Below are 13,363 nucleotides of genomic sequence, written 5' to 3' on the forward strand. Positions count from 1 at the left end.
TTATAGAGGTTCTTAGCATTTATTTGAGCGAAGACCTTTGATTTGGCGATAAGACGACTGATGGTCAGAAATAAGGAACGACCACAACAGGCGCCAGTCAGTACTAACAGCACCTCACATCCCGCAACGGGATATATGTCCAAGAAGCCCAGCCCGTGGGGCTTTCATCAACAAGGAGCTTAGTCTGATGAGTAGCAAAAAACCGTCTTCACCCAAGAGCCAGATGGCCGGCACCGACACCTTGGATCGTGGCAACACGAACGTCAAATTGGAAAACCTCGAAGCCTTCCGCGACGATGCGACCCAACAGGCGCTGAGAACCAATCAAGGCGTGAAGATTGCGGACAACCAAAACACCCTCAAAGCAGGCGCGCGTGGCCCGTCACTGCTGGAAGACTTCATCATGCGTGAAAAAATCACGCATTTTGACCACGAGCGAATCCCGGAGCGCATCGTGCACGCGCGTGGCACCGGCGCCCACGGCTATTTCCAGACCTATAAAGCCCACAGCGCCCTGACCAAAGCCGGTTTTCTGCAAGATCCAGATAAAAAAACGCCGGTATTCGTGCGCTTTTCGACCGTCCAGGGCCCCCGCGGCTCGGGCGATACCGTGCGTGACGTGCGAGGTTTCGCAGTCAAGTTCTTTACCGATGAAGGCAACTTTGACCTGGTCGGCAACAACATGCCGGTGTTCTTTATTCAGGACGCGATCAAGTTTCCTGACTTCGTGCACGCGGTCAAACCTGAACCCCACAATGAAATGCCCACCGGCGGTTCGGCGCATGACACCTTCTGGGATTTTGTCTCGCTGGTGCCGGAGTCTGCGCACATGGTCATCTGGGCCATGTCTGACCGGGCGATCCCAAAAAGCCTGCGCAGCATGCAAGGCTTTGGCGTACACACCTTCCGTTTCATCAACGCCGAGGGGAAATCACATTTTGTTAAATTCCACTGGCGCCCTAGCGTAGGGACTTGCTCTCTGGTGTGGGACGAAGCGCAAAAGCTCGCCGGTAAAGACACCGATTACCATCGGCGCGATCTGTGGGAGTCGATTGAAACCGGCGATTATCCGGAATGGGAATTCGGCGTACAGATCATTGCTGAGGAAGACGAACACACATTCGACTTCGACATTCTTGATCCGACCAAGCTGATCCCCGAAGAACAGGTGCCGATTACACCGCTGGGCAAAATGGTCCTTAATCGCAACCCTGATAACTTTTTTGCGGAAACCGAACAGGTGGCGTTCTGCCCTGGGCATATCGTGCCGGGCATCGACTTCTCTAACGACCCGCTGCTGCAAGGCCGTCTGTTTTCGTACACCGACACGCAAATCAGCCGCTTGGGCGGGCCGAATTTCCACGAGATTCCGATCAACCGCCCTGTCTGCCCTTTTTCCAACAACCAGCGCGACGCTCAGCACCGCAGCACGATCAACAAGGGCCGTGCGTCTTATGAGCCCAATTCCATTGATGGCGGCTGGCCGAAAGAAACCCCGCCCGCCGCGCAAGACGGGGGCTTTGAGTCGTACCCGGAGCGCATCGATGCCAACAAAATACGTCAGCGCAGCGACTCGTTCAGCGATCACTTTTCCCAAGCCCGGCTGTTTTTCAACAGCATGAGCAAACATGAACAAGAGCACATCATCGCGGCCTACAGCTTTGAATTGGGCAAGGTTGAGCGCGAGCACATCCGCGCACGCCAGGTGGATGAGATCCTGGCCAACATCGACCTTGAGTTGGCGCGGCGCGTCGCAGAAAACCTGGGGCTGCCCGCACCGAAGGCGGGCACTGTGCCTGCGCGCAAAACCAGCGTCAGCGCTTCGCCCGCGCTGAGTCAGGCCAACTTGCTGCCGGGCAATATCAAAACCCGCAAAGTGGCCGTGCTGGCCGCCAACGGTGTCGAGGGCAAAGCCATTGAAGCGCTGAAAAAGGCACTGACCGCGCAAGGCGCCCACGCTAAATTGCTGGGGCCGACGTCTGCACCGGTCAAAACAGCAGAAGGCAAGCTGCTGGACGTGGACGGTTCGATGGAAGGTTTGCCGTCAGTGGCCTTTGACGCCGTGTTTGTGCCGGGAGGCGCAGAGTCGATCAAGGCACTGAGTGGCGACGGGGTGGCGTTGCATTACCTGCTGGAAGCCTACAAGCACCTCAAGCCCATCGCTGTGCACGGCGACGCCAGACAACTGCTGGATGTGCTGCATTTACAGGTGGATGACGGGTTGTTGGCGATCAAGGACGCTCAGGACCTGAAGGCGTTTTTTGCAGCCATTGCGCAGCATCGCGTCTGGGCACGGGAACCGAAGGTCAAGGCTATTCCGGCTTAAGGGATAGACGCCTGGCTGTTGCCCAAACGCTATTAGCGCTTGGGCAACAGCCACGCTCTTTATTCGGGCTTGGTGGGTGTCAGCACCACTTGCGCAGGCACATGGCGGATGATCTGACGCTCAAGGCTCAGGTCAAAGCCGGGGTCGAGCTTTTTCACGCGTTTGCTGATCAACGTGGCCAGCCACGGGTAATCAGCGGTGCGTGGAACCTGCAGGCTGACAGCGCACTGATAATTGACAATGTCTTGTGCGATCAAATCCAGTTGATGGCGAAGTTTGCCAATATCGGTGATGTTCAAGGTAACGGTGGTGAACGGCGCCGCCGGGTCAATGACCTTGGCCGCTGGCCGCGCTTCTGCCGCCTTGAGCGCGGCTTCGGCTTTATCCAGCTCGGCCTTGCGCGCCTGGGTGATGGCGCTGTTGACGCCACCGGTCAGGGCCGGGGCTTTAGGCATTAAGGCCCGCGCACGGCTCAAAGCCGTCGCAGCGGCGTTGACATCGCCCTTTTGCAGCACGATCTGGCTGCGTTGCAGGTAAGCCTCAGCCAATTGGCGCTGGTACTGCACCAACTGCGGGTCATCCGGGGTTTGGGCCTGCAAGGCGGCCAACTGATCTTCGGCGGTCGCGAGTTCGCTGCTGGCCAGGTTTTGCTCCAGCTGTGCGATGGCTCCGGCACGCGCTTGCTCGACCTGATTGACGGCCGGTGGCGTGCTTTGGCAGGCGCCCAGCAGCAAGGAAAATGCGGCCAGGAGCACATAACGTGAGTTAAACAGCTTCATTCCTGCGGCTCTCTAAGTGCGCAAAAAACGAGCAAGTCTACACCCCTCGACGGGGCAGAACAAAACTCAGCAGAAACAGCGCGGCAGCACACACCACAATGGAGGGCCCGGCAGGCGTGTCTTTGAACCACGACAGGGCCAGGCCACCACACACTGCCAGCATTCCCAGCAACGTCGCGCCAAACGCCATTTGCTCCGGAGAGCGGGCATGCCGTTGGGCGGCAGCAGCAGGGATAATCAGCAACGAGGTAATCAGTAGCACACCGACAATCTTCATCGCTACCGCGATCACCACCGCAATCAACAACATCAGGGCCATGCGCAGCGTTGCGACGGGTAAACCCTCAACCGTCGCCAGCTCTTCGTGCACGGTAATGGCCAGTAAAGGCCGCCACAGCGCCACCAGCAACGCCAGCACCACCGCGCTGCCGCCCATGATCCACATCAAGTCAGTCGGGCTGATCGCCAGCAGGTCACCAAACAGGTAAGCCATCAGGTCGATCCGCACCTCATGCATGAAGCTTAGTACCACCAGCCCAAGGGACAAGGTGCTGGGAGCGAGAATTCCGAGCAGTGTGTCGGAAGCCAGTGGCTGACGCTGCTGCAACGTCACCAGCAACACCGCCAGCAACAGGCAGCCAACGGTCACGGCAATCGCCGGGCTCACATCCAGCAAAAAGCCCAGCGCCACGCCCAGCAAGGCGGCATGGGACAAGGTATCGCCGAAATAGGCCATGCGACGCCACACCACAAACGAGCCCAAAGGACCCGCCACCACCGCCAAAGACAAACCTGCCAGCAGGGCGTAAAGCAGAAAATCAGCCATGCTTGCAGCCTTCTCCATGAACGTGGGCATGCGCCGGGGCGGCGCCTTCAGTGACCACCGAGCCATGCAAGTCATGGGCGTGGTCGTGATGGTGGTGATAAATCGCCAGGCTTTGTGCGTTTTTGCCGAACAGCTCGACGAAGGCCGGGTCGCCACTCACCTGCTCCGGGTGGCCCGAACAGCACACGTGGCGGTTGAGGCACACCACCTGATCGGTGGTGCTCATGACCAGATGCAAATCGTGGGACACCATCAGCACGCCGCAGCCATGACGGTCGCGCAGGCGGGTGATCAAGCTGTAAAGCTCGGCCTGCCCGGCGACGTCGACGCCCTGCACCGGCTCGTCGAGCACCAGCAACTCGGGTTTGCGCAGCAGCGCACGGGCCAGCAGCACACGCTGCATTTCGCCCCCCGAGACGCTTTGCACCGGGCTGTCGATGACCTTTTCGGCGCCGACCTCTTTCAAGGCGGCAAGGGCCTGGGCGCGGTCCACACCCGGCACCAGGCGCAAAAAGCGCAGCACCGAGAGCGGCAACGTAGGGTCAACGTGCAGTTTTTGCGGCATGTAGCCGATGCGCAGCTTGGGTTTGCGCCAGACACTGCCGCTGGTGGGCTTGAGCAGGCCCAGCACCGCTTTGACCAGCGTGGTTTTACCGGCGCCGTTGGGGCCGATCAGGGTCACGATCTGGCCCGGCTCAACGCTCAACTCGATCATGTCGAGCACGTTTTGCCCGGCAAAGGTCACGCAGACCCCTTCAAGACGTATCAGCGCAGCGCTCATCAAGCCTCCCGGCAACCCGAACACAAACCGAGCACTTCGACGGTTTGCCCTTCGACAGTAAAGCCGACATCGCGTGCGCTGCTGATAATCGCGTCACTGATGGTTTTTTGTTCAAGCTCGATAGCCGCGTGGCACGTGCGGCAGATCAGGAACTGGCCTTGATGCGCGTGCTCGGGGTGGCTGCAGCCGATAAAGGCGTTGAGCGACGAAATACGGTGCACCAGGCCATTTTCCAGGAGGAAGTCCAGCGCGCGGTACACGGTGGGCGGCGCAGCGCGGCGGCCATCTTGCTCGCTGAGCACGGCCAGGATGTCGTACGCGCCCAGCGGCTTGTGGCTCTGCCACACCAGTTCCAGCACTCGCCGACGCAACGCCGTCAGGCGCAGGCCCTTTTGCGCGCACAGAACGTCCGCTTCAGAGAGCGCGCTGTGGACGCAATGAGAGTGGTCGTGGGGACGGCTGGCAAGCGGTGCAATAGACATGGGCGGCGACGATTTCCGAGAGAGACGTTATTATGTTACCCGTTTCAGCCGCCATGAGTGCCCATCGTGTCCCGTATTTTTGCGATTTTTATTGCTTTGTCTGCCAGTTTGTTGGTGATTAACCCGGCGCAGGCCGAGGTCAATGTACTGACCAGCATCAAACCGTTGCAGCTGATTGCCGCGGCTGTGCAGGACGGCGTGGGCAAGCCAGAGGTGCTCTTGCCGCCCAATGCGTCGCCGCATAACTATGCGTTGCGCCCTTCCGACGTACGGCGTGTTCAGTCGGCTGACTTGCTGTACTGGATCGGCCCGGACATGGAAGGCTTTATGCCTCGCGTGATCAAAACCCGCACCCTGCCCTCAGTGGCCGTGCAAAATTTGCCGGGTTTGAAGCTGCGCCATTTCTCCCAGGACAGCCATTCCCATGACGAAGGTGATGCGGCGGAGCATGATCACGACCACCGCCCTGGCACCCTCGACGCGCACTTGTGGCTGGCGCCGGACAACGCCCGGGTGATTGCAGCCAAAATGGCCGCCGACCTGAGCGAAAAAGACCCGGCCCATGCGCCGCAATACCAAAGCAACCTCAAGGCCTTCAATGAGCGTCTGGATGCGCTGGATGCACGCCTGAAAACGCGCATGGCCGCGATTGCGGACAAACCGTTCTTTGTTTTCCATGAAGGCTACGACTACTTCGAAAGCGCCTACGGCCTGAAGCACACCGGTGTGTTCAGCGTGGCGTCTGAAGTGCAGCCGGGTGCCCAGCACGTGGCAGCCATGCGCCAGCGTTTGCAAGAAGTGGGTAAGACCTGCGTCTTCAGCGACCCGCCGCTGCGCCCGCGCCTGGCCGACACCCTGACCGCTGGCTTGCCGGTCAAACTGGCCGAACTGGACCCGCTGGGCGGCTTCACCCCGGCCACCGCGCAGGGTTATGAGCAACTGCTGGAAAAACTCGGCAACGACCTGGCAGGCTGCCTGAACAGCCTGTAACCCCACCCCGACCTGTAGGAGCAGCCGGTCGACGCTCGATTGCCTCGCGATCTTTTAAAGATCAAAAGATCGCGAGGCAAGCTCGCTCCTACAGGGGGTTAGCGGGTTACAACGCGAACGGCAGCGGGACGGTCACGGTTTGGCGCAAGGCCAAACGGCGTTCGAACTCTTGCGGGTCGTGGATCAACACGTCCTGACCCGCAAACGAGTGGGCCGCAATCAAACGTGACAACCAAAAGCGCACACAGGCCACACGCAACATCGTCGGCCACAACTCGGCTTCGCTGGCCGTGAACGGGCGCAACGCGGCATACGCACCGAGCAATGCACGGGCACGCGGAGCGTCGAGCTGGCCGTCTTCGTCAGCACACCAGTCGTTCAGGGCAATGGCCACGTCGTAGAGCATCGGCCCCGAGCAGGCGTTGTAAAAGTCGATCAGCCCAGTCAGGTGCGTCCCTTCGAACATCGCGTTATCGCGAAACAGGTCGCCATGCAGGTTGGCCCTTGGCAAGGCCAAAATCTGCGCCTTGCGTTCGGTAATCTCAGCCAGCGCCTTTTGCAGCAAATCGGCCGCATCTGGCGACAAATCAGCCATCAATGCGGGCCCTTCCGCCAGCATCCAGTCCAGGCCGCGGTCGGTTTTGCGTTCCAGCACGTTGTCACGCGTGGCCACATGCAAATGGCCCAACAGCTCGCCCACTTGGGCGCAATGTTGCGCGTTAGCCTCGCGAATGTGCTTGCCGGCCAGGCGCGGTTGCAGCAGCGCCGGCTTGCCTTTGAGCTCGCGCAAGGCCTCGCCGTCTTTGGTGCGCAGGGCAAAAGGCACCGGCAGGTCAGCGTCGTGGAGCACGTCCAGCAGCTCGATAAAGAACGGCATTTCTTTGATCGGGCCACGCTCAACCAGGGTCAGAACAAATTCGCCCTGCTCCAGGCTGATGAAATAGTTGGTGTTTTCGCTACCCGCGGCAATCCCCTGGAAATCGAGCAAACGGCCGAGATCATAAGGCGCAAGAAAAGTCTCCAGCTCCGGGCGAGTCAGTGGGGTGAATACAGACATGGTTTAAATTGCCAGTGCGGGCGCCGCGTGGGCGGCGCCAATTAAAGTTAAGACGCTATTTCCATTCGAAGATTTTCCACGAAGGAATCAGCATATCCGGCTGGTCGGAACGGATGAAGTTGGCATCAGTACCATCAGCGCGTACCAAAAAGTACGGCGGCGCTCCTTTTGGGGTCACCTTGATGGCATAAAGGAACCCGTTTTGACGGTATTCCTGAATGGTTTTATCGCCTTCCGTGCGAATGGTTACTTCTGGGTCACCGGTGGGTGCACTATCAGCCGCAAAGGTTACCAGCGGTGAGAATGCAAACAAGCCGGTCAACAACAGGCGATTAAGTGTGCGCATGATAACCTTGTCCCTTTGTCGTCATTGGTCCGGACATTCTAGCGCCGGACTCGCCGAAAAGGTTGATCCTGCTCATGAGCCAAGCACCCCTCGTCCTGGTGGACGGTTCTTCATATTTGTACCGCGCCTTCCACGCGCTTCCGCCGCTGACTACGTCCAAAGGCTTGCCGACCGGCGCCGTAAAGGGCGTGCTAAACATGTTGAAGAGTCTGCGCAAGCAGTACCCGGACAGCCCGTTTGCCGTGGTTTTCGATGCCAAGGGCGGGACATTTCGCGATGACATGTACGCCGAATACAAGGCCAATCGCCCGAGCATGCCCGATGACATGCGGGTCCAGATCGAGCCCTTGCACGCCAGCGTGATCGCTCTGGGCTTCCCGTTGCTGTGCGTCGAAGGCGTTGAAGCGGACGACGTGATCGGCACCCTGGCCCGCAGCAGCGCCGCCGCAGACCGACCAGTGGTCATCTCCACCGGCGATAAAGACATGGCGCAGCTGGTGGATGGCCACATCACCCTGGTCAACACCATGACCGGCAGCACGCTGGACGTTGAGGGCGTCAAAGAGAAGTTCGGCGTCTCGCCCGAGCAGATCATCGACTACCTGGCGTTGATGGGCGATTCGTCCGACAACATCCCGGGCGTTCCGGGCATCGGCCCGAAAACCGCGTCGGGCTTGCTGGTGGGCGTCAACGGCGGCCTGGTCGAGCTGTACGAGCACCTCGACATCGTGCCGACCCTGCCGATTCGCGGCGCAAAAAACCTGCCCGCGAAACTCGAAGAACACCGTGAAATGGCGTTTTTGTCGTATCAGCTGGCCACGATCAAGATCGACGTGCCGCTGGACATCGGCCTTGACGACCTGCACCTCAAAGCGCCCGATTGCGACAAGCTGATCGAGTTGTACACCGAACTGGAATTCAAAAGCTGGATCGCCGAAGTCGAGCGCGACGCCAAGCGCGCGGGCCAGGTGATCACCCACGAAGCCCCTGCGGCGCCGACCGAAGAGCTGCAATACGAAACCATCCTTGATCAAGCCCGTTTCGACGTGTGGCTGAAAAAGCTCAACGACGCCCAACTGATTGCCTTTGACACCGAAACCACCGGGCTGGACGCGCAGCAAGCGCAACTGGTGGGTGTGTCGTTTGCGGTCAAGCCGGGCGAAGCGGCCTACATCCCGTTGACCCACTCCTACATGGGCGTGCCGGATCAACTGGACCGCGATACCGTACTGCGCGCACTCAAGCCGCTGCTCGAAGACCCGAACAAGGCCAAGGTCGGCCAACACGCCAAGTTCGACATCAACATCCTGGCCAACTGCGCCATTGGCGGTGATCAAGCCAACGGCATCGCCGTGCAAGGCGTAGCCTTCGATACCATGCTGGAGTCCTACGTGCTCGACTCCACGGCCACCCGCCATGACATGGACAGCCTGGCGCTGAAATACCTGGGCCACACCACGACCAGTTTTCAGGATATTGCCGGCAAAGGCGTCAAACAGCTGACATTTGACCAGATCTCGCTGGAACTGGCCGGACCGTATGCCGCAGAAGATGCTGACGTGACCCTGCGCCTGCACCACGTGCTGCATGAAAAACTGCAAGCGATCCCGAGCCTGAACAGCGTGCTGACCGACATTGAAATGCCGCTGGTGCCGGTTCTGGCCCGCATTGAGCGCCAAGGCGCGCTGGTGGACGCCAAGCTGCTGGGCGTGCAGAGCGTTGAGCTGGGCGACAAGATGGTGGCGCTTGAACGTGAGGCGTTCGAGATTGCCGGGGAAGAATTCAACCTCGGCTCTCCTAAGCAATTGGGCGTGATCCTGTACGAAAAACTCGGCCTGCCGATCATCAGCAAAACTGCCAAAGGCCAGCCATCGACGGCCGAAGCGGTGCTGGCGGAGCTTGCCGAGCAAGACTTCCCGCTGCCCAAGGTGCTGATGCAGTACCGTTCGATGAGCAAGCTGAAAAGCACGTACACCGACCGTCTGCCCGAGCAGATAAACCCGCGTACCGGGCGTATTCACACCTCGTATCACCAGGCGGTAACGGCCACCGGGCGTTTGTCGTCCAGCGACCCGAACCTGCAGAACATCCCGATTCGTACAGCCGAAGGCCGCCGGATCCGTCAGGCGTTCGTCGCACCCAAAGGCTACAAACTGCTGGCGGCGGACTATTCGCAGATTGAGCTGCGGATCATGGCCCACCTGGCCAAGGACGAAGGGCTGCTGCACGCCTTCCGCAACAACCTGGACGTGCACAGTGCCACGGCGGCCGAGGTGTTTGGCGTCGACCTGAGCGATGTCACCACCGACCAGCGCCGCAGCGCCAAGGCGATCAACTTCGGTTTGATCTACGGCATGAGCGCCTTTGGTCTGGCCAAGCAGATCGGTGTCGACCGCAAACAGTCGCAGGCCTATATCGACCGCTACTTTGCGCGCTATCCGGGCGTGCTGGAGTACATGGAGCGCACGCGCACCCAGGCGGCCGAGCAAAGTTATGTCGAGACGATTTTTGGTCGTCGCCTGTACCTGCCCGAGATCAACGCGAAAAACCCGGCGTTGCGCAAAGGCGCTGAACGCACCGCGATCAACGCCCCGATGCAGGGCACTGCGGCGGACATCATCAAGAAAGCCATGGTGGCCGTGGATAACTGGCTGACGGCCTCCGGCCTCGACGCCCGCGTGATCTTGCAGGTACACGACGAACTGGTGCTGGAAGTGCGTGAAGACCTGGTGGACCAGGTGCGCGACGAGATCCGACTGCACATGAGCGAAGCGGCCACGCTGGCGGTCCCGTTGGTGGTGGAAGTGGGCGTTGGCGACAACTGGGACGAGGCGCACTGACCTAAACCTGTAGTCGCTGCCCAAGCATGAGGCTGCGAGTCTCCCCGGGGCTACCCAAGTGGCGGTCCTGCGGCCCGCATCGCGGCCTTCGTTCCTCGTCAGCGACTACTGTTTGGCAAAATTTTCAGGGGCTCAGGAACTAAACCCGCTTAACACAACTCAGATTATTTGAATGGCTGGTGAAGCCCTTCAATGCTCCTAATGTTGTGTTAAGTGTTGGCAGATTCTGGACCCCGCCCCTAGCGGTCCAGTACTTGAACCCCGAACTTCCCTCCCCCATACGAAGTCCGGGGTTTTTTTTGCCTGCCATTTTTACTCGGCGCTTTCTTCTTCGCCTTTGTTCGGCAGTTCCAGCCAATTAGCCAGCACGGTGTACGCCTCTTCCAGACCCATGCGCTTTGGCGAGGAGAACAGCTGGATGGTCACGCTGTCGCCCCACTTCTTGCGGATCTCTGACTGAATTTTAAGCAGCGTGTTTTTAGCAGCGCCGTACGTCAGTTTGTCGGCTTTGGTCAGCAAAATATGCATCGGCATGCCGCTGGAAACGGTCCAGTCGAGCATCAACAGGTCGAAATCGGTCATTGGATGACGAACATCCATCATCAAAACCACGCCTTTGAGGCTTTCGCGGCTGCCGAAATACGCCTCAAGGTGACGCTGCCAGTGCATTTTCAACGGGATGGGCACTTTCGCGTAGCCGTAACCCGGCAAGTCGACCAGGCGACGGTCTTCGTCCAGCTTGAAGAAGTTCAGCAGCTGCGTACGGCCCGGGGTTTTCGAGGTTCGCGCCAGGCTGGCGTGGGTCAACGTGTTGAGCGCACTGGACTTGCCGGCGTTGGAACGCCCGGCAAAGGCGACTTCAAAGCCTTCGTCATCGGGGCATTGATCAACCTTGGCAGCGCTGAGCATGAAGGTAGCCTGTTGGCACAGACCGAGAATGGGGTTCTTGAGTTGCATGGGATTTCCGATGTGAGCGGCGTCAGGAATGGACGCGGCGTGCGTGTCGTTTCCGTTTCAGTGGCGCCAGTATATAATGCCGCAGATTTTGTGTGTGCTTTGTCCCGGCGTAGGACGAAGAACAAGAGCCAGGGTGCGCATTAGAACGCATCACGCTCCCAACCCTGAAAAAATCGTTTAAACGAATTGGCTGCTGCCGGTGCTTTGATGCCGCCTGACAGCGTTCAGGCTACACAGGATCCGGAAGCCGTGTACAACCGCGTTTGTATTGCCTGCCATGAAGGTCAGCGATTCATAACACCGAAACCGGGTGTAAAGGCCGAGGGTAAGTTAAGCAGACGTTGGTGCAACACGTGCCCCAGGGTGAAAAGGCGATGCCGCCGCGTGGTGTGTGCACGGACTGCAGTGTCGAGGATTACCAGCCAATCATCCAGTGGATGAATGAGTAAGCCCGGCCATAACTCTTAACCCTTAGCCGTAGTTGGATTAGCTGATGAACAAATTTTTCGTGAGTCTGCTGTTGACCATGGGCGTTAGTGGTATCGCCCAGGCCGCAGGTACCACCGTTGTGGGTGATGCTGCCGCAGGTCAGGCAAAAACCGCTGTCTGTGGCGCGTGTCACGGTCCCGACGGCAATAGCATGGCCCCCAACTTCCCCAAACTGGCCGGGCAAGGTGATCGCTACCTGCTCAAGCAACTGCATGAAATCAAGGACGGCAAACGCCAGGTCCTTGAAATGACCGGCCAGCTTACCAACCTGAACGATCAGGACCTCGCGGACATCGCCGCCTACTACGCCAGCCAAAAAAGCTCTGTCGGCGCCGCTGACCCGGCCCTGGTTGCTCGCGGAGAAGAACTGTTCCGTGGCGGCGACCTGCAAAAAGGCCTGCCCGCCTGCACCGGCTGCCATGCACCGGACGGCCAGGGCAACGCACCTGCCGGCTTCCCCCATGTGGGCGGCCAACACGCCAGTTACATCGAGAAACAGCTCACTGACTTCCGCGAAGGTGATCGTACCAACGACGGTGATTCGATGATCATGCGCGCCATTGCGGGCAAGCTGAGCAACAAGGACATCAAGGCGTTGGCCAGCTACATTCAAGGTCTGCACTGATTGGTGTAGGCAGGATGCAGCCAACCCGCAATGCATTTATTGACGTTAACGGTCGTTTAATCTTTGAATGTAAGCGTGTCAGGGCAGCCCAGGCTGCCCTTTTTCCTGCTATCTGCCGCTACACTACCGAACTCAAGCCAGAACAGACCTGTCTCAAAACAGGCCACGTCAGGCGACCTTATTTGTCCAGGAGTAAAGCATGCGTAATCTGATTCTCAGCGCCGTTCTCGTCAGCGCCTCCCTGTTTGGCATGACTGCTCAAGCTGCCGATGTCCCGCTTGAAGCCGGCAAGACCTACGTTGAGTTGGCGAATCCCGTTCCGGTTGCAGAGCCTGGCAAAATCGAAGTGGTTGAACTGTTCTGGTACGGCTGCCCGCACTGCTATGCGTTTGAGCCCACCATCAATCCGTGGGCGGCAAAGCTGCCGGCTGACGTGCATTTCGTGCGTATCCCGGCCATGTTTGGCGGCCCATGGGACGCACACGGCCAGCTGTTCCTGACCCTGGACGCCATGGGCGTAGAGAACAAAGTACACGCAGCGATCTTCAATGCCATCCAGAAGGAAGGCAAACGTCTGACCGACAAAAACGACATGGCTGATTTCGTGGCCACTCAGGGCGTCGATAAAGACAAATTCCTGCAAACCTTCGACTCTTTCGCCATCAAAGGCAAAATCGCCCAAGCTAAAGAACTGGCCAAGAAGTACGAGGTTTCTGGCGTCCCGACCCTGATCGTCAACGGTAAGTACCGCTTCGACCTCGGCACCGCAGGCGGCCCGGAACAAGCGCTGAACGTGGCAGACCAACTGATCGCCAAAGAGCGTGCAGCTGAGAAAGCGGCGCCACAAGCGGCCAAAAACTAAGCG

Annotated in this window: 12 protein-coding genes and 1 pseudogene; 6 read left to right on the plus strand and 7 right to left on the minus strand. The window is 59.1% G+C overall.

Translation table 11 applies throughout. The features are described 5' to 3' along the window. Positions 1–133: 133 nt before the first annotated feature. Positions 134–2,326 (plus strand): catalase HPII, encoded by a 2,193-nt coding sequence (katE, locus tag TU84_RS20865; RefSeq protein WP_082148781.1) that lies wholly within the window; start codon positions 134–136, stop codon positions 2,324–2,326. 59 nt (positions 2,327–2,385) lie between these two features. On the opposite strand, the gene TU84_RS20870 is transcribed toward katE, so the two are convergent. Genes TU84_RS20870 through TU84_RS20885 form a run of 4 tightly spaced genes read right to left on the minus strand, consistent with a single transcriptional unit; the run spans position 2,386 to position 5,194 of the window. Beyond that, the gene (locus tag TU84_RS20870; RefSeq protein ID WP_048372463.1) at positions 2,386–3,105 is read right to left on the minus strand and encodes a PA5502 family lipoprotein; all 720 of its coding nucleotides are present in this window, start codon (positions 3,103–3,105) and stop codon (positions 2,386–2,388) included. Between the two features lie 37 nt (positions 3,106–3,142). Further along, on the minus strand, positions 3,143–3,931 hold the full coding sequence (znuB, locus tag TU84_RS20875) for a zinc ABC transporter permease subunit ZnuB (RefSeq protein ID WP_048372465.1): 789 nt from the start codon (positions 3,929–3,931) through the stop codon (positions 3,143–3,145). Beyond that, the gene (znuC, locus tag TU84_RS20880; protein ID WP_048372467.1) at positions 3,924–4,712 is read right to left on the minus strand and encodes a zinc ABC transporter ATP-binding protein ZnuC; all 789 of its coding nucleotides are present in this window, start codon (positions 4,710–4,712) and stop codon (positions 3,924–3,926) included. The genes znuB and znuC overlap by 8 nt, the downstream gene beginning before the upstream one ends. Then, a complete protein-coding gene (locus TU84_RS20885; protein ID WP_048372469.1) occupies positions 4,712–5,194 on the minus strand; it encodes a Fur family transcriptional regulator in 483 nt (160 codons plus the stop codon). The genes znuC and TU84_RS20885 overlap by 1 nt, the downstream gene beginning before the upstream one ends. Positions 5,195–5,260: 66 nt before the next feature. On the opposite strand from TU84_RS20885, the gene znuA reads away from it, so the two are divergent. Beyond that, a complete protein-coding gene (gene znuA / locus TU84_RS20890) occupies positions 5,261–6,184 on the plus strand; it encodes a zinc ABC transporter substrate-binding protein ZnuA (protein ID WP_048372471.1) in 924 nt (307 codons plus the stop codon). Positions 6,185–6,290: 106 nt separating this feature from the next. Here the strand turns inward: znuA and TU84_RS20895 are convergent, their stop codons facing one another. After that, complete coding sequence (locus tag TU84_RS20895; protein WP_048372473.1) at positions 6,291–7,241, minus strand: homoserine kinase; 951 nt, start codon at positions 7,239–7,241, stop codon at positions 6,291–6,293. A gap of 55 nt (positions 7,242–7,296) precedes the next feature. Then, positions 7,297–7,587 (minus strand): DUF2782 domain-containing protein, encoded by a 291-nt coding sequence (locus TU84_RS20900; protein WP_048372475.1) that lies wholly within the window; start codon positions 7,585–7,587, stop codon positions 7,297–7,299. Between the two features lie 74 nt (positions 7,588–7,661). Here TU84_RS20900 and polA point away from each other — a divergent pair, with 74 nt between their 5' ends. Beyond that, entirely contained in the window at positions 7,662–10,427 is a 2,766-nt protein-coding gene (gene polA / locus TU84_RS20905; protein WP_048372476.1) for a DNA polymerase I, read from the plus strand. 312 nt (positions 10,428–10,739) lie between these two features. On the opposite strand, the gene yihA is transcribed toward polA, so the two are convergent. Continuing rightward, positions 10,740–11,384: a ribosome biogenesis GTP-binding protein YihA/YsxC gene (yihA, locus tag TU84_RS20910; protein ID WP_048372477.1), complete on the minus strand. Its 645-nt coding sequence runs from the start codon at positions 11,382–11,384 to the stop codon at positions 10,740–10,742. Between the two features lie 207 nt (positions 11,385–11,591). Here yihA and TU84_RS26535 point away from each other — a divergent pair. From TU84_RS26535 to TU84_RS20920, 3 genes and pseudogenes are all read left to right on the plus strand, one after another. Beyond that, positions 11,592–11,852 (plus strand): annotated as a pseudogene (locus TU84_RS26535) (c-type cytochrome). A gap of 25 nt (positions 11,853–11,877) precedes the next feature. Continuing rightward, positions 11,878–12,498: a c-type cytochrome gene (locus tag TU84_RS20915; protein ID WP_048372478.1), complete on the plus strand. Its 621-nt coding sequence runs from the start codon at positions 11,878–11,880 to the stop codon at positions 12,496–12,498. Between the two features lie 199 nt (positions 12,499–12,697). Next, positions 12,698–13,360 carry a thiol:disulfide interchange protein DsbA/DsbL gene (locus tag TU84_RS20920; RefSeq protein ID WP_048372480.1) on the plus strand — a complete coding sequence of 221 codons (663 nt, stop codon included), beginning with the start codon at positions 12,698–12,700 and terminating at the stop codon, positions 13,358–13,360. Positions 13,361–13,363: the final 3 nt, after the last annotated feature.

The sequence above is a fragment of the Pseudomonas helleri genome (genome assembly GCF_001043025.1).
Classification (GTDB): domain Bacteria; phylum Pseudomonadota; class Gammaproteobacteria; order Pseudomonadales; family Pseudomonadaceae; genus Aquipseudomonas; species Aquipseudomonas helleri.